Origin of the sequence: Sphingomonas flavida (genome assembly GCF_036663655.1) — a bacterium.
In the GTDB taxonomy this organism is placed as follows: domain Bacteria; phylum Pseudomonadota; class Alphaproteobacteria; order Sphingomonadales; family Sphingomonadaceae; genus Sphingomonas.
Window position 1 is genome coordinate 1 of the sequence record NZ_JAXOJH010000023.1, and the last position, 21,121, is coordinate 21,121.

Sequence of the window (21,121 nt, forward strand, 5' to 3'; positions counted from 1 at the left end):
GCCCGCCCTACGCCGCAACCAGCGCGAACGGTGCGCCCGTCATACCCGTCACGCTGCTCGACGAAGGGGGTCCCTTTTGCACGCCGATAGGGGGTCCTTTTTGGACGCCGATTGACAGTGTTCAACCGCATCTTTGCCGGACTGGCGGCCGAGGGCGGACCACCGGATCAGTTGATGATCGATGCCACGCACCTGAAAGCGCATCGAACGGCAGCCAGCCTGCTCAAAAAGGGGCTCTTCCCCGATGTATCGGGCGTACCAAAGGCGGCCTGAACTCCAAGCTGCACGCTATCTGCGATGATCGGGGGCGCCCGCGCGTCATGCTGCTCACCGAAGGGCAGATGAGCGACTACAAGGGTGCAGCCCTCATGTTCGAGGCGATGCCACCCGCTCCCATTCTGCTCGCCGATCGCGGCTACGACGCCGACTGGTTCCGCCAGGCGCTCACCGCGCGTGGAACCGCCGCCTGCATCCCGTCACGCAAAGGCCGCAAGGCACCGATCCCGCATGATGCTGCACTCTACCGCCGTCGTCACAGGATCGAGAACATGTTCGGCCGCCTCAAAGACTGGCGACGCATCCATACCCGCTACGACCGATGTGCTCACGCCTTCATGTCAGCCATCGCACTCGCTGCCACCGTCATCTTCTGGATCAATCAATGAGTCCTGAGCCTAGGTAAAGCGGGTTTCCAGCGGTCGCGACCGAAGGCAACGGGACGGCCTGGGTACGATCCGGCCGACATGCTCAAGCTCTACCTGTACGGCTACCTCAACCGGGTGCGCTCGAGCCGACGCCTGGCGGCGGAGGCGGGCCGCAATCTGGAACTGATCTGGCTACTGCGCGGGGTGCGTCCGGACTTCCGGACTATCGCCGACTTCCGCCGCGACAACCGGGTGGCATTCAAGGCGGTGTTTCGCGAGTTCGTCGTGCTATGCCGCAAGCTCAACCTGTTCGGTCGCGAGCTGCTGGCGGTGGACGGCACCCGGTTGAAGGCGGTGAACAGCCGGTCGCGCAACTTCAGCCGCGAGCGGCTCGCGACCTATCTCGCCGCTGCCGACGCGAGACTGGAACGCTATCTGGCCGAGCTGGACCAGATCGACCGCGGTGAGGATGCGGCCGGCACCGGCCGCGCCGAGGCGCTGGCGACCAAGATCGCCAGATTGCGCGAGCAGCGGCAGGCGAGCGTAGCGCTGATGGAACAGCTGGAGGAAAGCGGCGAAGGGCAGATTTCCCTCACCGATCCCGATGCCCGCGCGATGGTCGCCCATGACAAGGTGACCATCGGCTACAACGCGCAGGTGGCGGTCGATGCGAAGCACAGCCTGATCGTCGAGCAGCACGTCACCAACGCCTGCAACGACATGGGCCTGCTGGCATCCATTGCCGGGGCAGCGAAGGAGGCGCTTGGCGTCGAGCGGATCGATGCAGTCGCGGACATGGGCTACCACAAGGGTGAGGACATCGAGGCGTGCGAGGCGGTTGGCATCACACCGTACATTCCCCGCCCGCACCGGGGCATCAATATCAGCAACGGTCTCTTTCCCAAGGAGCGGTTCCGTTACGATCCGGCAGCCGACGCCTATCACTGCCCCGGCGGGCAGGTGCTCGACACCCGCCACAGCTCGATTACCCGAGGGCATGTCACGGTCCAGTATTCCAAACCCACCGCCTGCGTGGGGTGCCAGATGAAGGTGCTATGTACCACGGGACGCTGGCGGCGGGTGAACCGCTGGGAAAAGGAAGAGATCATCGAGCGCATGGCCGAGCGTCTTGCGAAGCGACCGGACCTCCTTGTCACCCGCCGTTCCACCGTCGAGCACCCGTTCGGCACGATCAAGCAGTCGATGAACCAAGGCGCGTTCCTGATGCGCGGGCTAGAGGCTGTTATGGACTTGGAGGATCGGCTGATTCATCTGATTTTGGATGAGTGTTTGCCGCAAGCCGTATCCGTCTGACATCAACGACGAGGAATGGTCGCTGATCGTGCCATACCTGCTGTTGCAACGGGAGGATGCGGGCCAGCGAGAGCATGATCTGCGCGAGGTTTTCAACGGCTTGCGTTACATCGTGAAGACGGGCGCGCCGTGGCGGTGGATGCCGAACGACCTGCCGCCCTGGGCTGCGGTGTACCAACAGACGCAACGCTGGCTGGCAGCGGGCTGTTTCGAGGCGATGGTGGACGACCTGCGCGGTGTATTGCGACTGGCCGCAGGACGCCCGGCCGAACCCAGCGCGGCCATCATCGACAGTCGGACGCTGCGATCGACGCCCGAGAGCGGGGAACGCGCCGGCTATGACGGGGGCAAGCGCAAGAAAGGCTCGAAAATCCACATGGCGGTGGATACGCTGGGACACCTGTTGGCGCTGCATGTCACACCCGCCAGCGCCGAGGATCGCGGTGAGGTGGAGCGGCTCGCCCGCACCGTGCAGGCCGTCACCGATGGCCACGTCGAGATCGCCTGGGTGGACCAGGGCTATACCGGCGAGCGCGCCGCCAATGCCGCGGCCGGGCACGGTATCGCCTTGAAGGTCGTCAAGCTGCCTGAAGCCAAACGCGGCTTCGTGCTGCTGCCGCGCCGCTGGGTTGTCGAACGATCATTCGCCTGGGCAACCCGCTTCCGCCGCCTCGTCAAAGATTATGAACGCTACGCCGAAACACTCGCCGGACTTCATATCGTCGCCTTCGCATGCCTCATGATGAAGCAAGTCGCTCAACTCCCCATAGGTTCATAACAGCCTCTAGAGAAGGTGCGCGCCGAGTTTAGCCTGACGGCACTTGCCTACAATCTCAGACGGGCCATTACCCTCATCGGCGTGCCGGGGTTGATCCAAGCGGTGCAGGCCTGATTCCCGCAGCCATATTCGCCGTCACGACCGAGGGAATCACTTTCCCAAAGCCGATTTGGCCTCACGAGGGCGCAGCAGTCGGCAAATATCCCAGATTCAGCAATTCCTCTGCGGACTTTCCCGTCCAAGCATCTCGCGTCGCGTTTTCGGACGGTCTGCATCCCAATCGGGACGCTCGCCAGCCTTAGCGTACGATTTTGACCATTCTCTAACCGGACCCCGATCAGGATGGATGTGGATCACACGAGAGGGCTGTGATCCGGGATGGTGATGGATGGCCTCGCGTCAGGCGATGCGAGCAAGCGGGCGGCCTTCGCAGGCGAGACGATCAGCCGTAATGCGGTAGGGCTGGACCGGGTCGCCGGTCGGGTAGACGAACTGGTCCGTGCCGGTGGCCTCGCACATGCGGGTGGCGACGGCATATGCGTTCTCGAACGAGGCGAGCCGTGCGCGCTTGGGTGATGTTTCGATGCCGGTCATGATGATGTCCTTCGGGTGATGTGCTGATGCTGGACCGGCGGATGGAGTGTGGCGATGCCCACACCGTCCGCCGGTCATGAATGGAATACGGCCGCTGGTCAGTAGAGACGCGGCCAGAGCGGCGATCGGGCAGGCTGCTCGGCGAAATCGCGGCGCAGGTTTTCGATCATGCCTGCGGGCACGATCGCGAACGGCTCGACGACAGCGATCGCGGCCTCGGGCGTGGGCAACTCGCGGTCGTTGGTGCCTTCCCAGACGGCGACTTCTTCCTCGCCGGTGGCGTTGGAGAACACCTGGACGAAGAAGGTATTAAGCGGCCGGTCCCAGCCGATGACGGCATGTGCGACCCAGGCTTTATCAGCGCGGCCTTGGAGTTCGTAACGGCTCATCGACTGTCTCCTATCGTCAGGATGTCATGTTGGGTGGCTATTCGCAGGGCAGCGCTGACGCGAAATGCGGTGAGCGTAACCTTGGGAAGGGTGGATGGGACCCGTCAGGCTTGGCGGGTCCTATTTCCCTGCTAAGGGGCGCGGAGGCGTCCTGTCCTCCCACTGGGCGCCGGTAAGGGAAGGCCCTGACGGACATGGGACAGCCACATTCGTCAGGGCCTTCTCGGCCTAGTCACGCGGCCTTGGGGAGGACCGCCAGACCGGCGTGAAACCGATCGAGCCAATCGCGCATGGTCGGCCGTTCGGCGAGCGGGATCGCGGCCGCCACATCCTGGAAGCGGATCAGATCGGTAGGTGCATCGCGGATGATGCGATCGATCTCGTCGCCTGGCAGCAGGCGCTCCTGGCGAATGAACGAAGTCATCGAGCCAGGCCGGTTGCGGGTGCCGCGCCGCCACAGGCCTTCGACCGTGTGGAGGCGGGGCGCTGCGCGGGCTTCGACCAGGACGATCAGGCGCAGGCACCAGTCGGGCAGATCGCGGATCTCCTGTGGCTGGTTGGCGATGCAAAGCCAGCAGGCGGATTTGGGCGGCACGGGCAGGCCTTCGGCCTGGATGCGCGCTTCGCAGGCTGCGCGGTCCCATCGCCAGTCCTGCAAGGGATACTCGCACTGATAGAGGGGATCGTCGATCGCCAGCGCGTGGGTGGCGCGCTGCAGATCGCGCCGGCCGGCGTCATAGCCGATATAGCGAATGACGCGCTGGCCACGGTCCCATGCCGCCAGCGCTGGCGGCCAGCTCGCCAGGAAAGCGTCCTGGGGGGCCTTCTTGTATTTCAGGCTGCAGCTGGAGCCACCCAGCGATTTGCTGGGCAGAGTGGCGTTGGTCAGGCACATTTCCAACAGCCCGTAATAGGGCGGCCAATGCTTGAAACGCTTCGTGCGGTACAAGACGATCTCATGGCGGATGCCGCGCTCCTGCATCCAGGGCTGGATGGCATCGAGATAGGCATAGGTGGCGGGCTTCTCGACGGTGGTGTCGGCGGTCAGCACGAGATCCGGCGCACGGCCTTGCGCAACCAGCTCGATGAGCAGCGCTGTGCTGTCGACGCCAACGCCATATGCGAGCACCGTGGGAGCTGGCGGCAATGCTTCAACGGCGGTCATTGGTAGCGAGGCCGTTCAGCGGGGAAGTGCTCGGGTGCCAGGCCCGCAAACGAAAGGGCGCGGTAGCGGCCGCCCTCATAGAGGATAGAGTCGACGCTGCGACGACGGCGCTGCAGGCGTTCGAGGAGACGGTTGGCGCGCTGGGCAGCCTTGAGTGCTGCTTCGTCGTTCAGGTACACGCCAAGCGGGCGGACACAGCGGCCGGTGTCATAATACCAGCCGCCTTCCTCGGGCCCGCCATAGGCGCGGTCGACCTCATAGAACGCGACAATGGAACGCATCGTGTGGGAACGCATGGTCTGTCATCCTTCCGGCGGCATTACCGGTTACCCCTCTTCCACCCCTCTTTCCTTTCACCTTCCCGCGCCGATCAAAGGGATCAGGCGGCCATGAGTTGGGTGGCGCCACAGAATGCACGCAGAGCCTGAGCCATCTCGCGGCGCAGGTGGGACTTGTTCGAGATGACGATGTCAGGCGACAGCAAAGCACCTGAGGACGTTGCATAGCCGTCGGCAGGGCAGCCTGACGGTATCTCGATGCGGATGAGATGGCCGCGCGGTGACACCGGGCCAGCATAGCGCGCCGTGAATTCTCCGAGTTTGCCGGTAAGCCCATGGATCACCTTGCCCCAGCGGATGTGACCGGCACCGACATTGTCATCGGCCTTGCGCCCCCGATCGAGCCAAAGGCGCAGCTGGCCGCGCTGCAACAGCCGCGTATGCCGTGTGCGCTCCATCGTGCGGCAGAGCGGCAGGACACCGGCAATCCCGTCGACGATGCCAAACTGTGCGTCGTCGACAGCGATCAGGATGTCGTCGAACTCGGCAGCTCCGATCAGCGCGCGCAGCTGGGCGGCCTCGGGGATAGCACCCTTCAATCGGATGCCGGGCATGGCGGTAATGTCAGCGCTGCCCGGCTGAAGCAGAACGAAACCGTGGCGGGCATCTATACCGATGACCGTCATGGCCTCCGCGCCTGGACGGTCAAAGATGAGCGCGACCAGCTCTGGATTGGCGACGATGGCGAGGCGTCGAGGCCAAGGCGTCGGACGCGGCCGATCGCTCGGTTGCGGCCAAGCACTCGGCAAGGGCCGACTAAAAGGAGTGGGGAGGGGGAGCCTGGGCGAATTGTCGGCGCGCAGCGCGGCCAGATTGCTCCGCCGTGCGGTGTCGAACAGATCCTCGACGTTTCCGCCGCCCTCGGCAAAGCCACGATCATAGGCGGCTTGTCGCGCCCAACGAACCGCCAGGTCGGATCCGTCATGGTGGCAGGCATGCGGCCATCCGCGTTGTGCGGCTTGCCAGCCATCGGCATAGCGCACCGCCTCCATCCAGCCATAGCCATGAGCGTCGCGGCCCTGGAGGATCATGCCATCATGTTCGCTGGCCTTGCCCGCTGCGGCCTTGGCCGCGACGAAGGCGAAGTTCGACGCTTGTTGGCGCAGGTCGCTGGCGCGGGCGATGGCAATGTTGATGGGCCGCATGGCGTCGACACGCTTGCGGAAGCGCTCACGGCGATCCGCTGCAGAGGCCTCAACCGGCAGGTCTGGCCAGGTGCGCCAGACACAGGCCAAGGCCTCGGCCATCTCAGGGGAGCGACCCTGCGCTATCCATGTCGCAGGATCAGCGGCGATGAAGGGAGCCTCGGTCATTGCGTTAGGCCGCGCGCAAATGGGCAGCAGGCCGGGCAAGCCCGAGATCGCGCCGGATTTGGGCTGCAAAGGCCAGCGGCGCCATCACGTCCGGCATGGTCGAGGCATAACGCTGCCCGCCGCAGGTATCATGGCGGCCGCGAACGCGGCGATAGCTTACCTCGATGCCAGCACCGAGGAATCCGTAACCGACGGTCACATAGACCTCATCGCCGTGGAGGACGGTCGTGCCGTACATGCCCGTCTTTTCATCCGTGGCGATGGTATAGTCGTCGTGATGAAGATCGAGGGCCTGGGCGACCCGAAAGAGTGCCTTGCGCGCGTCAAGATGGAAGCGCCCGATCGCCTCGTGGTCGAGCTTGGCGCTGCGCGGTTGCGCCGCTGGAAAGGGCGGCCTGGCGCGGGCATCGGCCATCGCTGATGCGCACATGCGCTGGAGCAGGCCGTTTGAATGCCGGGGTTCGCAGAGTTGGCCCAGGCGGCGGGCCAGCAGAATGACGGCGGGGTCGGCCTCGGGGTCGATTCCGGCATGGCGGCAGTCTGCCAGGGCCAAGCCGATCGCATGGACCGTCTCACCAATACGCGTCAGTTCGTCTGCTTGAAGGGCCTGGTGATGGCGAGCGGCGGGGTCGTGAACCATGAGGAAGCTCCGAGATACCGGGCGCATTCACACGCCCGAACCTCTCGCTCCCTCTCTCCTTTCAATGCCCGGGGTAGCTCAGCCAATTTTCGACCCGCAGTCCCCGGATGCGCTGGAATTCGCCAACATTGGCGGTGACCAATGTCGCATCGACGGAATAGGCATGAGCCGCAATCAGCAAGTCATTGGGACCGATCGGCTTCCCAGCCGCTTCCAGCTCAGCCCGGATACCGCCATATTCTCCATCGGCTGGCACATCGAAGGGGAGAATATCGATGCTATCAAGGATCGCCTCGACCTGCGCCAACAAGCGAGGGGACCCTTTCTTGGCACATCCATAACGCAGCTCTGCTGCGGTGATGATGCTGATGCATATGCTGTCGCTGCCGAGAGCCGCAATCTGCTCGAATACACGGCCTTGCGGATTGCGTATCAGGTCAGACACGATGTTGGTGTCGAGCATGTAACGGGTCACAGCTCGACGTCTTTCAGCGGCAGAAGGGTGTTGTCGAGATCCTCGGGGAAGGCATCCTCAACCCCGAGCGGCGACAACGACCTGAGGGTATCGAGCAGATTGGGTCGGGGTTCAGGCTCGATGATGAGGCGATCGCCCTCCTTATGGATCAGCACCGATCTGCCCGAGAACTCAAACTCGGCCGGGATGCGAACGGCTTGGCTCCGATTGTTACGGAACAGTTTGGCCAAGCGCACATCACGGTTCATTGCTGGTTCGGCCATAGCAACGTCTCCTTGCATATGTCGTGTATATACCATGGCGAAGGCTATGGTTCAAATGGGGCCGAAGCCTTTATGATTTGGGACGGAAGGGCTGTGCCCGACATCAAAAATCATGGGTCGGGCGTGTAGCCCATTTTGGGTCCGTACGCTGCTGGTCGACGGCCTGCCGGTACGCTTCATAGCGGTCGATAAACAGAGCAGCGGTCATCTCGTCATTGGCCCAGGCCTCGGGCTCGGCCGTGATCAGCGCGATCGCGGTCATCAGTGCGCCCGCAGCGCTGGTCTGGCCGAGCAGATCGAGGATGCGCAGCGCATCGGCCATATGCTCGAAGGCACGCAGCAGCTCGCCATCAAGCGTGCGATGAATGGGAATCGGAGGGAGCGCGTCGGCAACAGCCGCGTCGGATTGTGCGGCTGATGTTCCGGTGGGCGAGGGGAAAGACAAGGCGGCATCCTTTCAACAGAGACACCGCCATCCTTTCCCGCTCTTCTCTATGCGCCCGGGTCGGTCGCAGGCCCACGTCGGCTTTCACATGAAAGACGTTCGCCGCGGCGCCATTTGTCAGGAGCGAGGGCATTGCCGTCTTGCGCGCCAACATGAGCCGCAGCAGCGCGGTTGAAAGCCGCCGAATAGCGCTCGGCCCGATCTGGATCGGCCTTGAGGTAGCGCAGCGCTGGCACGGCAAGGCCTGCCTCGATCATGGCCTCCCCCATATCCTGGCCGTCGACGGTGATGACGGCGACGGGGCGGCCATAGCTCTGACTGCCGGTCAACTGGATCGTGGCATTGCCGCGCTTCAGGAAGCGGGCGGCATAGTCCTGGGCGGCCTTGCCGCATGGCCAGCAGCCGGACTGACGCTCACAAAGCTGACGCTTTTCATAGGCGTCTGCGCCGAACAGGCGGAAGTCGACCGAGACGGTATCGCCGTCGATCGCGCGGCCGCGCGCAACCAGCGCATCAGCGCGTTGTGAAGACACAAAATCTGCGATCGCCGGCTTGCAGCCGGACAGAACGAGGCAAAGGGCAGCGGCAATGTGCGCTGGGCGGGGTTTGGCCATGGTCAATGCTTTCGGGAAAAGGGATCAGGCAAAGACGGTCTTGTAGACCTTGGTCTCTGGGATGACGCGCCATGGCAGCGTCGCGACACCGCTGATGCGATAGAGATTTGCCCGTCCTGCCACCCGGAAGGCAAGCCCGCCGCGCCCGCGAACGGCAACAAATTCATCACCGCTATAGCCATCCTGGAAGTTGATCGGCTGGTCGAACTTGATCTTCATGCCGTCCGTGATCTTGCGACGCCGAAGCGCGATGCGGTCTCGGCAATTCTTGCGCCAGGCCAGAGAGCGTACGTCATCCGTGGGTGTCAGCATGTCGAGGATATGCTCGGGGCAATCGACCTCGAAAGGACGTCCATGTTCAGTCATACTCTTATAGCCGAAGATCATGCCGTCCGCTGCTCGGGGGTCCCAGCGGATCACGCAGATGACCGCAAACACCTCGCCGGCCCGACCGTTCTGGGTCTCCTGTGCCGCTGCATACCAGATGCGGTTGCCGGGGCAGGACGATGCAAGCACCCTCAAACCCTTGGTGACGCCGTCCGTGACACGCTCATAGGTGAATTGCCCATCGAGATAGGATTTCGGCGTGCTGTACGGCGCCATGCTGCGCTCGCCCTTATATAACCAGCCCATGAATATGGTCTCCGTCAGCGATCAGGCCGCGATCGCGGTGTTCAAGGGGGATGTTGCCGCATTGGCCGCGCAGTCATGGAGATAGCGGATGGCCTGGTCGGCCTTCTTGGCGGCAAGAAAGATGGCGGATGTATTGGTGCGCAGGATCGAGAGCCAATGCGCCAGATAACCGGCATGGCTGGCCTGCAATTCGCTCGGCAGACCCAGCTCGGCGCAGATCATCGCCTCGCCGATACAGGCGACAAGCTCCTCAAAGGCATAGGCGTCGTCGCCGAACCGCTTGGGAAATTCCCGATCGAGGCGCTGCGGGCTGCCGGTCCAGTGGATACACTCGTGCGCCAGCGTGCTGGCATAGGCATCGGCGGAATGAAAACTGCCAAGGTGCGGCATCTGGATGATGTCGCGCAGGGGGCAGTAAAACGCCTCGTCACCACCACGCCGGATCTTCAACGGTAGCTTCGCGAAAAAGGCATCGATCGCGGCCTGCCGTTCGGACAGCAGCCGGGGCAGCGGGGGCACGTCGCGCACATAATACCAGTCGGGCAGGCCGACGATCTCGTCGGCATTAAAGACGGTGTAATGGCGCAGGAAACTGATGATGCGCGCATGGCCAGCTTCGGTGGTGGTGGCCTTGGCACCGCCCTGGCGAACGGTCGCGGCATAGATGGAGAAGGAGGCGGCTGCGCCGGGCAGCAATGCGCCGCCCAGACATTCGGCCTGGCGCGCAGTCATCCAATAGCGACTGCGATAGCCCCGGCTCTCGGCCGTCGACCATAAGAGGAGACAATTGATCCCATTATAGGGACAGCCGTCGTGGCGAAGCGGCCGACCGCCTTCGCCCGTCAACGACCAGGGGCGGCTCCATGGCAGCGCACCGGCTTCGATCCGCTCGACCAGGTTCTGGGTCACGGCCTCGGCAAGCGCGCGGCCGGACAGGCGGGGTTCGGTCATGCCGATCCTTTCGGGCTAGGGAAACGCAGCCATGGTCGACCGCCCGATCAGGGGTGGCCGGCCACAGCGTCGACGTGCGTGACGCCTCGTTATTCGGCCGCGATCGCGTCCGGCTCGTCGACCAGCAGCGCTGCCAGATCGATGTCGGTGTCCAGCTCGCAGTCGTCAGCCGGATCTAGCGGCACCGTCAGCTCGCTGGAGGCCGTGCCATCGGCCACGTCGGCTGTTGCCTTCTCCAGCGAGGGTGCCGGCGTGTTGGGGAAGCGCATGGCAGCGGGCACCCAGGCCAGTGCCGCCTGAGCGACTTCGGCCTCGACGATCGCTTCGCCCGCGAACAGTTTCTGGCACGAGCTGGAAATCTCGGGCTTCTTGCCGCTCGCATAGCGGCTGGAGAGCGTCGGGCCGCCAACTTCATGCAGGACCGACATGAGCGCGCCCTTGGGCACACGGTCGAAGAAGTTCGCCGACGTCGGCCGCCACCACTGGGCAACGTCGACCTCCATGATCGTCGCCAACCGGTTCTGAAGCGCGTTCTGAACGGTCGCGCTATAGCTGTCCTTGGCTTCCAACGAGGTGGCAACGACCCAAGCCAGCCATGCCGCCTTGATGTCGTCTGCGAGGAGACGGAAGGCCTCGAACCGCGCCACCTTATCATCATGCTCGGTCCACTTACTGTCGAGGGCGTCATACGCCTCGGCGATATGAGCCGCAGCGCGGCTTGCCGGGATGGCATCGACCGGCATCGGGTTCTGCGGAAGGGGGGCGCGGATCGTCGCTCCCGAGCCTGACCCACCGTGTTCGCGAGCATCGACCATCAGGAAGAGCATATAGTCGACGGCGAGGGCGGGGTGGCTGAGCAGCGCGGCCCCCAATACGTCACGGCGCTGCATCGCCAGCTGGTCGTACAGCACCTGGCTGAGCTGCTTGCCGTCCGGACCAGCCATCGCGGCCGGCACCGGCTGGGTGGACGCTGGCCGTTCCTCGATCCGCCACGCCGACGCCGGAGCATCGCCCGCACCGTCTTTGCTCTGCGCGTCGGTGTCGTCATGGTCGCTGTCATCACTGCATTCGCCGTCCCCGGCCGCGGGTTCGACCGCGGTGATGGTCAGCGGCGTTTCGCTATAATAGGTCGTGTCGAGGACCATCTGGCCGGTCTTGGTCAGGGTCAGGAACGCACCGACGCGCGAGCGCAGTTCGTCGGGCAAGATCTGCGGACGACGACGAATGTCGCGCGCTTCGGCCTCAAGGGCGTCACCTTCGGCCTCGATCGCCTGGCATTCCTCCTCGGTGAACTCCTGGCCGTTATCGCTCAGGTCGTCGATCGCCTGGAGCCGCTCAGCGATCGCGGTCAGACGCGCATCTTCGTCCTCGCTGAGGGGTGCGGTCGGCAGGCTGACACGGTGGAGCTGCCGTGCAGCGGTATAGATGTCCGTGGATACCAGCGGCCGCACCCAGGCGAGCCCCGCGTCCTCACCCAGCCGCTTGGCCTCGGCCTCTAGCAATTCGGACGCAAGACCCTGCGCGATCTCCGGGTTGATCCACTTGTCGCCTTCGTCGCTGAACAGATCCGCATCGATCTTGCCACCGGCCGCGACATAGGCGTCGGCGCCGATGAGCAGCGCGATCGGCTCGGTCGAGCGGATGGTTTCGCTCAGGATCTGCCGGCGGATAGTGTCGACGCTGTAATAGGCGCTTGCGCCATAGCTGTTCCAAACCAGCATCTGGCGGGCCTGGCTCGATGCCGCACCGTAAGCCTTGGCGAGATCGAGCGTGATCTTACCCTGGGCCAGTGCATCGAAGATCGGCTCCGCCAGCTGGGCCAGGCGCAGCCGTCCCTCGACAAACCGCACCGTCACACCGAGCCGCTTGGCCACGCCGTCGACATCAGCGCCCTTGCTGATGAAATGCTGGAACGCGCGGCATTCCTCGGCCGGGGTCAGCTTCATCTGATGAAAGCTGGCGGCCAGCGAGGTCTCGCTGAGCGTCGCCTCATCGGCCTTGAGAACGCGGACAGGAACGTCATAGGTGTCCAGGGCGATCTTGCCCTGCGTCGCCAGAAGGTTCAGCGCCCGCCAGCGCCGGCCGCCATCGAACACCTCGAAACGACCACGCGACTTGCCCGCGGGTGAGACCAGGAGATTGACTAGAACGCCGCGCGCCTCGATGTCAGCGGCAAGCGACTCGATCTCCAGCGTTTCCTCCGACGCAGTGCGCACGTTGATCGCGGACAGGCTCAGGTTCGACAGCTTCACGGACTGAATGGTCACGGGCATTTCCTTTGACAAGCTCCCGGCTCATCGACCGGTCACCTATCCCCTTCCCCCTCTCTCTTTTGACCACTGCAAGTGTTGCCGGCCTGGATGAGATGATCGAATTAAGCTATGTTGCCGGCCATATCGAAAAGGGGTGCGGAGGTTATGGGTATCTTGAAAGCTGTCTCACCATGGGGTGTTGGAGCTATTCTTGCCGTAGCAATGATAATCACCCCAACACCCAATTCGGATTTTTTGAATCAGGTCAGCAGCGCCTGCCCCTCAGCATTTGAAAAAGGACCGCTTCAGCCCGGTCAGACTTGGATCTCTCTTTTCCAAAAGAATCGCGTGACAGACTGGGTGGACCGCCAGGCTGCGATCGATATGTATAATTCGCAGCCCAACGGACCAGAACCTGCTTGCGTACCTCTCAGGTTCCCGGAAGGATTAGGTTGAGGATGGCTTCGGCCCGGTCCGCCGCCACGAACACACGCGTCTGGTAGCGGATGATCTCGGTGAAGCATCCGAGCGATTTGAGCCAAGCCAGCTGATTGGCCGGTGCCCCGACGATCTCGACACGCTGGTTGCCATTCACGCGCGCCAGTTTGATCGTCATCGCGAACGGGCGGACGACGTCGACGCTGCGGCCCGACAATACCGAGCGCGCAATCGCACCGACTGGCAGGTCGCCCGCCTCGGCGATCCCCAGCTTGGTGTAGAGCTTGGCGATATGCTGGTCGAAGACCAGGCGGCCGAGCCAGCTATTGCCATTCTGGTCGACGATCCGGTTGACCGCGAGATGATCCGACGGGAGGGCCGACCAGATGGGCAGAAGGAGGCCGGTCGCCAATCGGACGATCTGGGTGTCGATTTCGTTGGCGGCCTCTTCGACCTCAGCTGCCCACTTTGCCTCGAAGGTCGCGCGATCGATTGGTTCCCATGCGCTCTCGAACAGCGTGGCGGCGCCATGATATTCGCGCCGGCAGGGACGCTGCAGCTCGGCGCGAGGGATCGGCTCGCCGCTTTCGTCCATCCAGGGTCGCCCCCAGCTACGCAGCGCCACGCGCCCCGAGCGGGTATTCATGAGGAACGCCTCGTCATCCTCGTCGCTGGCAAGAGAGAGAATGCGCGCCAGCGTGATGGGTGTCTTGCGACGCTGGATTTCGATGGTGAGAAGATGGGACTTGGCCCCCGAGATCGGATCGATACGCAACACGACATCGTCGATCACGGTCGCGGTGTCGGCCGTGATCGTCTCGACGCCGACATCAAGCGTCCCAGCCTCGCGCGCTGCTGCGATGCGGGCCTCAACGAGACCGAGAAATTCCTCGAAGATGGCGTTCTGCATGCCGATTGGTAGTGCGAGCAGGCGGTTCAGCCAGCGCTGGATGGGCGGCAGATCGTCCTTCAGCATTCCATCGGGATTGTGGAGGACCAGGCCGGTGCGGTCGCAGAAGTCGCTCATGTTCGCGCTCTTGAGCTTGCCGCGATCGAGGAGGTGGAACCAGCTGATGAGCGCCGCCTGGGCATAGCTGCTCTCCAAGTTGTCGGACGGGTCGAACAGGTTCTGGCCACCGGTCTGGCGCTGGCCGCGCGTCAGCGCTCCAAGCGAGTCCAGACGCCTCGCGATCGTCGACGTGAAGCGCAGCTCGCCTTTGCAGTCGGTCGTGACCGGCCGGAATAGCGGCGTCGAGGCCTGATGCGTGCGGTGGGTGCGTCCCAGCCCCTGGATTGCCCGGTCCGCGCGCCAGCCCGGTTCGAGGAGAAAGTGAACGCGCTGTTGCTGGTTCTTGGCCTCCAGGCTCGCATGGTAGGAGCGCCCGGTGCCGCCCGCGTCCGAGAATACCAGGATGCGCTTGGTCCCAGCCATGAATGCCGCGGCTTCGGCCTGGGAGGTCCTGCCTGTGCGGCTCTCGATCTTCTGTCCACCGGCCGCGGTGGGCACCAGCCGCTTGGAGCGCCCGGTCACCTCAGCGATATGGTCGGGACCGAAATGCGCGATGAGAGCATCGAGGGCCGACGCGATCGGCGGGAGCGCGCAAATCTGCTCGATCATTCGCTCACGCGCTGCCAGTGCCTCGGGGTTGTGAACCGGATTGCCCTCGGTGTCGGACATTGGCCGTGAGCGAACGGTTTCCGTGTCGTCGCTGAAGGTCTCCATCTGGCGCGTCGGAAAGGCGCGTTCGAGATAGTCGATGCAATATTCGAGCGGGGACAGTGTGATGTCGAGATCCGCATGCTCCTCGGCCGACAGGCTGCCGAGCTGGCGATCGAGGATGGCTTCGGCGGTCGTCACCAGCTGCAGAACCACCGACTGGCCGGCCGCTACATGCCGCTCGACCTCGCTGATGACCGAAGGCAGCTTCATCGACAGCAGCACCTGACCGAAAAAGCGCTGCTTGGCGGACTCGAAACGCGACCGCGCGGCCGCCTTGGCGCCACTGTTCAGCGTTTCATTGGCCAGACCATCGACGACGCCAGTGATGCACAGGGCCGCTTCCATGTTCTGCAGAATGATCCGCCAGCCCTCGCAATAGGTGTCGTAGATCGCGATCTGCTCGGGCGTCAGCGCGTGACGCAACACTTCATATTCGACGCCAGCGAAGCTCAACGCCCGGGCGGTATATAGGCCAAGCGCCTTCAGGTCGCGCGCGACCAGCTCCATGGCCGCGATCCCGCCTTCGCGAATCTGGCTGATGAACGCCTCGCGATCGGCAAAGGCGGTGTCCGGCCCCCACAGGCCAAGCCGCACCGCATAGGCAAGATTGTTGACGTCGGAGGCACCGGTGGCGGAGGCATAGAGGATGCGGGCCGCGGGCAGATGGTTTTGGAGAAGAACGCCGCACACGCCCTGCTGCGAGCCCTCGGTCTTGCCCATCACGCCCTCACCGCCGGCGACGCCGCCCATCTCGTGCGCCTCGTCAAACGCGATGACGCCATCGAAATCCGAACCAGCCCAGTCGAGGATCTGCTGGAGACGGGTGGCATCGCCGCGGCTGGAGCGCAGCGTCGGATAGGGGACGAACAACACCCCTTCGGTCAGCGTGATCGGCTCGTTGATCTTCCAGTTCGACAAGGGCTGGATGTCGGCCGACAGGCCACCGAGCGCGGTCCAGTCGCGCTGTGCGTCTTCGAGCAGGGGGGCGTTCTTCGACACCCAGATGTGACGGCGCCGGCCCGCCAGCCAGTTATCGAGGATACAGGCCGCCACCTGTCTTCCTTTGCCGGCACCCGTGCCGTCCCCCAGGAAGAAGGCCTTGCGATATTCACGACCGTCCTCGTCGAGTACCAGGCCGACACCCTGCTTGTCCGGCCGGAAACGCCCACTGAGCATCTGGGTCCAGGCGTGCCCAGCATACACCACCGTTTCCAACTGGGCGGCAGAGAGCAGACGATCGGTGACGGTCCGCTCGGGGAGATGCGGAATATGGCTGGCGATGGGAGACGGAATCGAGCCCATAGCGATCGATTCCACGAGGGCGCTTGGATGCTCCCCGGCCGTATCGAAGACCAGGCGGCTGGGTCGATACGGCAGATAGATGCCAACCTGACGCCCAAGCGGAGCCGGATCAGTCAGCGTGGTATAGCCGACTGGCAGTACGGCGTTGCGCGCCGGAGCGCGAAAGGGGCGGGGCGGCGCGACCTTGGTCGCGCGGGCCGCCCCGAACAGCGCCAGCGCTGGCGTGCGCGACGGCGCGGGGGCGGGCGCCAGCGGGAGGCGGTCAGGAACGGTCACGACGTCAAGAAGCTCGCCGACCGAGCCGCGCTCGATGGTTGGGCAATTCTCAGCGCCATCGGCCTTGTCGATGACGTAGAGCCGCACGTCGATGCTGGTCCCGTGCTTGGCGTAGCAGCCGGTCAGGCGTAGCGAGGTGCGCACGCTGCAGCCCGCAAGCACGGCCGCGAACACCTGTTGCAACCGAGCTGACGGCGCGAACCAGTCCGGCATGATCGCCACGACCCGCCCGCCAGCGCGGACCCGGCGAAGTGCTGCCTGAAGGTGACGCGCGGCCGCCAGGTCGTCAGCGCCGCGCCCGACGCTGCGGGCAAAGGGCGGGTTCATCAGGACCACACTTGGCCGCTCCAGCGCGGCGTGGTGCGCAACCAGCTCAGCGGCATCGTGACCGGTGACGATCGCGGTCGGGAAACTCACAACCAAGCCGTCGCGCCGGCCTGCGTGCAGCTCGTTCAACTGCAGGCTGGCATGGGCCGGGATCTGGGCGACAAGCAGGCCATTGCCCGCGCTCGGCTCCAACACGACGTCATCGGCGCCAATCGCGGCGAGCAATACCGCCAGCGCGGCAATATCGATCGGCGTGCTGAATTGCTGCAGATTGAGCTGCTCCTCACTTCGCACGGTCTGGGTCGGCATGTTGGCGGCCAGGTCGATCGCATGACGGACATCGGCCGGTGCGGTCAGGGCGCGGGGATGGCGAAGCAGATGGAGGGCCAGCGCCCGCTCCAGTGCCTCGAAGCTGTCGCGCTGGCTCCAAAGCCCGTCGGCGTCGCTTCCGCCATAGGCATCGGTCATTACCTGGTTCAGATCAGCGCGCGTGATGCGACCGCGATCGGCAATACGTGCTGCGATCCAGGGCGCAGGGTCATAGCCTATCGAGACGGTCTGCGCGGTATGGTGGGGCATGGAAGATCTCCTCGGGCGGCTGCTTCGTCGCGCCGCCTCCCATCTTCCTTTCCCTCTCTCCTCTATTGGCCCGGACAGCCCTGGAACCGCGGGGAGAAGGGGGGCCGCCCCGTTAGGTCACCGGGGGGGCAATGCGCAGTTTAAATTGCAAAAAGCCGAGTAGGGCGGTGCTGATAGCGACAAAGATCAAGAGGCCCAGCACCGCCCAGATCAGGCCCCATGTCGGTGCAACGTAGATGAAGAAAAACGCCAGTCCGCCCGCGTAAACGAGGAAGTCGAATAGCCGGAAGAGATTGGTCTTCATGGACAGGCCTCAGCTTCATAAGGTCCAGGATCACCGTATAGTCACCAGGATTTCCCCGAGCATTCTACGGTCGCCACCTTCGCGCGGCAACCGGTCATCCCCGGCCGATAGGGCGACTGTTCCCGGTGCGTCGCGGTCTGCTATCGCGCGTACCATATTTCTGCGCCAGCCAAAGATCGCTTTTTTCATATTCCGTCAGCGATGGTGGCAATGGCAACCCTAACAGGATGGTCACCGCCGAGAGGAGCATAGTCATTCCGGAAATAACGCCGAAAAGACACGCCATCTCGGGCTCTCCTAAACGATAGAAGGCGTATGAGGAGGCTCCAAGTAGGAGGATCATCAGCAGCTGCGTTCTCTTGCGAGGAAAGAGCATGATCCTTCACCTTTCTACTTTGGCTGATAGCTGATCGTTCCAGTCGCCGAAACCGTTTGGAAACTGAGGGATCACAACCCGATTGTTCGAGACGTAGGCTGGGATCGCTTTGTTTACGGCGCGTCGACCCTCCGTATCGGGGTCTCCCGCCAGGATGAGTTTGGTGACGCTGGTCGGAATATCGATGAGATCCATCCGGCGAGCGCCCATCGAGGACCAGCAGGGGACGCCATAGAGCCTGGTGAACGCAACGGCCTTCTCGAAGCCTTCGGCGATCGCCAGCGTCGGGCCAACCGTACCGCCGGTCCAGGCACCGGCGCCGGGGGCTCCGAGCTGGGCCTTGGCCGTGTGCCATCCAGTGTCAGGATCGAGAAAAATGCGCTGGATGGCCACCAGGCGCCCAGCGTCACGGATAGCGACCAGCAGCGCCGGCTTATAGGTCGTGTTCGGCTTGGCACCGTGCGGACACTTCGGGTGGAAGCGGATGTCTGCCGGGATCGGCAGCATGTTTCGGCGTCGCAGGTAGCGCTCGCCAAGCGTGCCCATCACGGACCGGGCCTGGTTCCAGATGCGCTCGACATGGGCTGTACCGGTCTGAGCGGGGGTGATGGCTGGTGCGTGGCACGAGCCCGTCACCGGAATACGGTCAAGGCTGCGCAGGACGTCAGGCCGCGTACAACCGGCAAAGCAGGTGAGGAGGATGCCGCGGTCGCCCTGCCGGATCGAGAGACTGGGTTCGCTGTCCTTATGCGCCGGACAGCGACACATCGCGGTATAGCCGTGCCAGGTGCCTCCAAGGGCCTTCACCAGGTCGCGGGCGGCTTGAGACGGGGGGTTCTTGATCACAGCCACGGGCTGTCTCCTGAGGCGTGCGGGGCCGACGCCGAGCATCAACCCCGCCTATTGGTCAGCTGGGGCGGCGCACGGTCACGAGAGCGCAGATCACGCCGTCGCCCTCACGGAAGGCTTTGATCGCTTCATCATCGTCGGGCGGGCACGCGATATCGTCACGCGCCCAATGCTCACGAACGAAGCCGATAAGTGCGTCACGAGCATCATTCTCATTACCGTAGACGTCGGCAATGTCCTCTTCGCCGGGCCGGCGAATGAATAAGATCACAGGTGTCATGGTGGGCCTCTCGACCTTGGGGATGCGAGCGCATCCATTGGATGGAAGAGCATGCGCGGAAGCTTCCCCGCAGCTCACCTTCCGCCTTTCTCCCTCTCCTTTTGGACACTTGGTGAAGCTCGGCACTGCAGGTGCCGATGACGCTGTCTGGTTTGGAGGAGCCTCATAGGGTGGAACCCTGACCATCGCGTCACGGTTGGAGACGGCACGCCGGGGCGACGGATCATGAGGACCGAAAATGGACCAGTTTACGGCGCTAGAAATTGAGAATTGGGTGGCGCTTTATGTCGCGGCGGGCATTTGCTGTGCGTTCGCGATGACTATGTCAGTCGCTGTAACAGGCTGGCAGGCTTACCAGGAGCAGATTTGGAACGATGTGCGGTCGCGGCGTCAGGCGATGCTTTTCCTGCCGCGCTTGTGGTGGCGCTGGCAAAAGCTGTATTTTCTCTCCACACCCGTAACACTCGGCATTGTCGTTGCCTTTGCCGCCTCCATGAAGTGGAGCTGATGCTTTGGGCCGATCGCTGAATAACTGGAAATGGGTCGCCATAAGCACGTCATAGATCGAGCGCCTGCTTCAACCTCATCGGAATAGAGCCGTTTGCAACGTCTTCAGGCGCGATGCTGATCAACTCTCCCAGATGCCGCATCCTGGGATGCGTGACGGCTTTCGAGGCGTGATATGCTTCGTCATTCAGCCCCATCGCCTCGATGACAATGGTGCGGATCTCGCCCGTCATGCGCGACCGCGCCTCGATCAAGAAGTCAGGCCGGCAACTTCCATCCGGGGTAAGCCGATCGAACACCGGTTTGTCGATCGCCAGGTCAATGCCGCTTGCGTCGAGCGTGCGCTGAGATCGCAATAGTTCGCGCAGGACCTCGCGCTCGAAATTCGAGTCGACCGGCACGAACATCTGCCCGTTATAGATCGGCTGCGCATAGCCGCGCAGCGGCGCCAGGCCGTGAGCTTCGGGATATTGGCCGACAACGACGAGGACCAGATAGGGTCCGGCGATGCGGTTGCCACGCACCGATGGCGACTGGACGCGGTTGGCGATCGTGATCAGTTCGCCGTCGGCCACCTGGATGTCGCACCCGCGAATGGCTTTGGCATACATCAGTACGAAGCCTTGCGGCGCATGGTCACGCGGCCATTCACGTCCCATCCGGCGAAGCGTCGCATAGATAGCATTGGTCTGCAGCGGTCGGTGATGCGACCAGAATGCCCGCGCCAGCTCGATCCCCGGCGCGATCTCTATGCGACCTGCGGCATAGCCGATCGCGCTGAAGCCCGCTTTGATCGAACGCTCCTCGCCGGCCGAGATTGGCGCCACAGTGTTCACACCGGCGGTGTCGAGGAGCCGCCACAAGAGGCGGGCCATGCGTGGGACCGACGCATTGCGCGTCCGATCGTCGGTGACATCCTCGTCGGGCCGTTGGGACAGGTTCTCCGGCGCCGGCTTCAGCACCTCGAAAAAGCCAGACGGTGGGTCCGCCGGTGTCGAGCGATTGCGGATCTCCGTAATCCGATTGGTCGCCTGGTCGCGGAAGAACGGGCAGGCCTCTTTATGCTCTGGTCGGTGGGATCCTGTCAGGCGGCGCAGATAATAGGTTTCGGCCTCGGAGAGGAACGCAGGCGTGAGAATGGGCGGCGGGGCGGACGGGCCCAGACAATCGCAGGCCAGCCACTTGAGGCCGATGCGTGCATTCTGGACCAGGGTGATCCCGGCATTCTCGTCGTGGAAGCTACCTTTACCGACGTACCAGCTCACCAGCGCCTGGCGTAGAGCAGGTGGTAGAGGGATGCGGCTGCCTGAACAGCCGTTCGTATCGCGATCGATCAGCCACATAGGCACGGCTCC

At 63.7% G+C, this 21,121-nt stretch carries 23 protein-coding genes and 1 pseudogene; 5 read left to right on the forward strand and 19 right to left on the reverse strand.

Translation table 11 applies throughout. The annotated features are described in order from the left end of the window. Positions 1-117 precede the first annotated feature (117 nt). From U1703_RS17260 to U1703_RS17270, 3 genes and pseudogenes are all read left to right on the forward strand, one after another. A pseudogene (locus tag U1703_RS17260) lies at positions 118-665 on the forward strand (IS5 family transposase); the annotation flags it as partial. A 3-nt stretch (positions 666-668) separates the two neighbouring features. Further along, complete coding sequence (locus U1703_RS17265; protein ID WP_332786750.1) at positions 669-1,958, forward strand: IS1182 family transposase; 1,290 nt, start codon at positions 669-671, stop codon at positions 1,956-1,958. Next, positions 1,927-2,736 carry an IS5 family transposase gene (locus U1703_RS17270; RefSeq protein ID WP_332786708.1) on the forward strand — a complete coding sequence of 270 codons (810 nt, stop codon included), beginning with the start codon at positions 1,927-1,929 and terminating at the stop codon, positions 2,734-2,736. The genes U1703_RS17265 and U1703_RS17270 overlap by 32 nt, the downstream gene beginning before the upstream one ends. Before the next feature lie 399 nt (positions 2,737-3,135). Here the strand turns inward: U1703_RS17270 and U1703_RS17275 are convergent, their stop codons facing one another. From U1703_RS17275 to U1703_RS17335, 13 genes are all read right to left on the reverse strand, one after another. Next, a complete protein-coding gene (locus U1703_RS17275) occupies positions 3,136-3,330 on the reverse strand; it encodes a hypothetical protein (RefSeq protein WP_332786709.1) in 195 nt (64 codons plus the stop codon). A 98-nt stretch (positions 3,331-3,428) separates the two neighbouring features. Continuing rightward, positions 3,429-3,719 (reverse strand): hypothetical protein, encoded by a 291-nt coding sequence (locus U1703_RS17280; protein ID WP_332786710.1) that lies wholly within the window; start codon positions 3,717-3,719, stop codon positions 3,429-3,431. A gap of 232 nt (positions 3,720-3,951) precedes the next feature. Then, positions 3,952-4,884, reverse strand: coding sequence for a hypothetical protein (locus U1703_RS17285; protein ID WP_332786711.1), 933 nt, complete (start codon positions 4,882-4,884; stop codon positions 3,952-3,954). Next, positions 4,881-5,180 (reverse strand): hypothetical protein, encoded by a 300-nt coding sequence (locus tag U1703_RS17290; RefSeq protein ID WP_332786712.1) that lies wholly within the window; start codon positions 5,178-5,180, stop codon positions 4,881-4,883. Before U1703_RS17290 ends, U1703_RS17285 begins: the two co-directional genes overlap by 4 nt. A gap of 83 nt (positions 5,181-5,263) precedes the next feature. After that, on the reverse strand, positions 5,264-6,574 hold the full coding sequence (locus tag U1703_RS17295; protein WP_332786713.1) for a hypothetical protein: 1,311 nt from the start codon (positions 6,572-6,574) through the stop codon (positions 5,264-5,266). Continuing rightward, complete coding sequence (locus U1703_RS17300) at positions 6,540-7,175, reverse strand: hypothetical protein (RefSeq protein ID WP_332786714.1); 636 nt, start codon at positions 7,173-7,175, stop codon at positions 6,540-6,542. Before U1703_RS17300 ends, U1703_RS17295 begins: the two co-directional genes overlap by 35 nt. Before the next feature lie 61 nt (positions 7,176-7,236). Beyond that, positions 7,237-7,638: a type II toxin-antitoxin system VapC family toxin gene (locus U1703_RS17305; protein WP_332786715.1), complete on the reverse strand. Its 402-nt coding sequence runs from the start codon at positions 7,636-7,638 to the stop codon at positions 7,237-7,239. Between the two features lie 8 nt (positions 7,639-7,646). After that, on the reverse strand, positions 7,647-7,913 hold the full coding sequence (locus U1703_RS17310; protein ID WP_332786716.1) for an antitoxin: 267 nt from the start codon (positions 7,911-7,913) through the stop codon (positions 7,647-7,649). Between the two features lie 103 nt (positions 7,914-8,016). Next, positions 8,017-8,358: a hypothetical protein gene (locus U1703_RS17315; protein WP_332786717.1), complete on the reverse strand. Its 342-nt coding sequence runs from the start codon at positions 8,356-8,358 to the stop codon at positions 8,017-8,019. A 47-nt stretch (positions 8,359-8,405) separates the two neighbouring features. Then, positions 8,406-8,972, reverse strand: a complete 567-nt coding sequence (locus U1703_RS17320) for a thermonuclease family protein (RefSeq protein ID WP_332786751.1) — start codon at positions 8,970-8,972, stop codon at positions 8,406-8,408. A 24-nt stretch (positions 8,973-8,996) separates the two neighbouring features. Continuing rightward, the gene (locus U1703_RS17325; RefSeq protein WP_332786718.1) at positions 8,997-9,575 is read right to left on the reverse strand and encodes a DUF6927 domain-containing protein; all 579 of its coding nucleotides are present in this window, start codon (positions 9,573-9,575) and stop codon (positions 8,997-8,999) included. A 51-nt stretch (positions 9,576-9,626) separates the two neighbouring features. Continuing rightward, the gene (locus tag U1703_RS17330; protein WP_332786719.1) at positions 9,627-10,556 is read right to left on the reverse strand and encodes an ArdC family protein; all 930 of its coding nucleotides are present in this window, start codon (positions 10,554-10,556) and stop codon (positions 9,627-9,629) included. 89 nt (positions 10,557-10,645) lie between these two features. After that, the gene (locus U1703_RS17335; protein WP_443025835.1) at positions 10,646-12,829 is read right to left on the reverse strand and encodes a ParB/RepB/Spo0J family partition protein; all 2,184 of its coding nucleotides are present in this window, start codon (positions 12,827-12,829) and stop codon (positions 10,646-10,648) included. A gap of 59 nt (positions 12,830-12,888) precedes the next feature. Between U1703_RS17335 and U1703_RS17340 the strand changes: the two genes are divergently transcribed. After that, entirely contained in the window at positions 12,889-13,101 is a 213-nt protein-coding gene (locus tag U1703_RS17340) for a hypothetical protein (protein ID WP_332786721.1), read from the forward strand. A 137-nt stretch (positions 13,102-13,238) separates the two neighbouring features. Here U1703_RS17340 and U1703_RS17345 read toward each other — a convergent pair whose 3' ends face one another. The 5 genes from U1703_RS17345 to U1703_RS17365 form a co-directional block, all read right to left on the reverse strand. Continuing rightward, entirely contained in the window at positions 13,239-17,450 is a 4,212-nt protein-coding gene (locus tag U1703_RS17345; RefSeq protein WP_443025836.1) for a strawberry notch-like NTP hydrolase domain-containing protein, read from the reverse strand. 112 nt (positions 17,451-17,562) lie between these two features. Continuing rightward, positions 17,563-17,754 (reverse strand): hypothetical protein, encoded by a 192-nt coding sequence (locus tag U1703_RS17350; protein ID WP_332786722.1) that lies wholly within the window; start codon positions 17,752-17,754, stop codon positions 17,563-17,565. A gap of 94 nt (positions 17,755-17,848) precedes the next feature. Next, entirely contained in the window at positions 17,849-18,130 is a 282-nt protein-coding gene (locus U1703_RS17355; RefSeq protein ID WP_332786723.1) for a hypothetical protein, read from the reverse strand. A gap of 6 nt (positions 18,131-18,136) precedes the next feature. Next, positions 18,137-18,982, reverse strand: coding sequence for a DUF7146 domain-containing protein (locus U1703_RS17360; RefSeq protein ID WP_332786724.1), 846 nt, complete (start codon positions 18,980-18,982; stop codon positions 18,137-18,139). Between the two features lie 55 nt (positions 18,983-19,037). Next, positions 19,038-19,259, reverse strand: coding sequence for a hypothetical protein (locus tag U1703_RS17365; RefSeq protein WP_332786725.1), 222 nt, complete (start codon positions 19,257-19,259; stop codon positions 19,038-19,040). Between the two features lie 238 nt (positions 19,260-19,497). On the opposite strand from U1703_RS17365, the gene U1703_RS17370 reads away from it, so the two are divergent. Then, positions 19,498-19,767 carry a hypothetical protein gene (locus tag U1703_RS17370; protein WP_332786726.1) on the forward strand — a complete coding sequence of 90 codons (270 nt, stop codon included), beginning with the start codon at positions 19,498-19,500 and terminating at the stop codon, positions 19,765-19,767. A gap of 49 nt (positions 19,768-19,816) precedes the next feature. On the opposite strand, the gene U1703_RS17375 is transcribed toward U1703_RS17370, so the two are convergent. Then, positions 19,817-21,109 (reverse strand): DUF8535 domain-containing protein, encoded by a 1,293-nt coding sequence (locus U1703_RS17375; protein ID WP_332786727.1) that lies wholly within the window; start codon positions 21,107-21,109, stop codon positions 19,817-19,819. Positions 21,110-21,121: the final 12 nt, after the last annotated feature.

What these genes read in the sequence shown, in the direction of transcription:
- U1703_RS17270 (WP_332786708.1), top strand. Translation starts at nt 1,927, where the DNA reads ATGAGTGTTTGCCGCAAGCCGTATCCGTCTGACATCAACGACGAGGAA.
- U1703_RS17275 (WP_332786709.1), bottom strand. Translation starts at nt 3,330, where the DNA reads ATGACCGGCATCGAAACATCACCCAAGCGCGCACGGCTCGCCTCGTTC.
- U1703_RS17280 (WP_332786710.1), bottom strand. Translation starts at nt 3,719, where the DNA reads ATGAGCCGTTACGAACTCCAAGGCCGCGCTGATAAAGCCTGGGTCGCA.
- U1703_RS17285 (WP_332786711.1), bottom strand. Translation starts at nt 4,884, where the DNA reads ATGACCGCCGTTGAAGCATTGCCGCCAGCTCCCACGGTGCTCGCATAT.
- U1703_RS17290 (WP_332786712.1), bottom strand. Translation starts at nt 5,180, where the DNA reads ATGCGTTCCCACACGATGCGTTCCATTGTCGCGTTCTATGAGGTCGAC.
- U1703_RS17300 (WP_332786714.1), bottom strand. Translation starts at nt 7,175, where the DNA reads ATGGTTCACGACCCCGCCGCTCGCCATCACCAGGCCCTTCAAGCAGAC.
- U1703_RS17305 (WP_332786715.1), bottom strand. Translation starts at nt 7,638, where the DNA reads ATGCTCGACACCAACATCGTGTCTGACCTGATACGCAATCCGCAAGGC.
- U1703_RS17310 (WP_332786716.1), bottom strand. Translation starts at nt 7,913, where the DNA reads ATGGCCGAACCAGCAATGAACCGTGATGTGCGCTTGGCCAAACTGTTC.
- U1703_RS17320 (WP_332786751.1), bottom strand. Translation starts at nt 8,972, where the DNA reads ATGGCCAAACCCCGCCCAGCGCACATTGCCGCTGCCCTTTGCCTCGTT.
- U1703_RS17325 (WP_332786718.1), bottom strand. Translation starts at nt 9,575, where the DNA reads ATGGCGCCGTACAGCACGCCGAAATCCTATCTCGATGGGCAATTCACC.
- U1703_RS17330 (WP_332786719.1), bottom strand. Translation starts at nt 10,556, where the DNA reads ATGACCGAACCCCGCCTGTCCGGCCGCGCGCTTGCCGAGGCCGTGACC.
- U1703_RS17335 (WP_443025835.1), bottom strand. Translation starts at nt 12,829, where the DNA reads ATGCCCGTGACCATTCAGTCCGTGAAGCTGTCGAACCTGAGCCTGTCC.
- U1703_RS17345 (WP_443025836.1), bottom strand. Translation starts at nt 17,450, where the DNA reads ATGCCCCACCATACCGCGCAGACCGTCTCGATAGGCTATGACCCTGCG.
- U1703_RS17350 (WP_332786722.1), bottom strand. Translation starts at nt 17,754, where the DNA reads ATGAAGACCAATCTCTTCCGGCTATTCGACTTCCTCGTTTACGCGGGC.
- U1703_RS17355 (WP_332786723.1), bottom strand. Translation starts at nt 18,130, where the DNA reads ATGCTCTTTCCTCGCAAGAGAACGCAGCTGCTGATGATCCTCCTACTT.
- U1703_RS17365 (WP_332786725.1), bottom strand. Translation starts at nt 19,259, where the DNA reads ATGACACCTGTGATCTTATTCATTCGCCGGCCCGGCGAAGAGGACATT.
- U1703_RS17370 (WP_332786726.1), top strand. Translation starts at nt 19,498, where the DNA reads ATGGACCAGTTTACGGCGCTAGAAATTGAGAATTGGGTGGCGCTTTAT.
- U1703_RS17375 (WP_332786727.1), bottom strand. Translation starts at nt 21,109, where the DNA reads ATGTGGCTGATCGATCGCGATACGAACGGCTGTTCAGGCAGCCGCATC.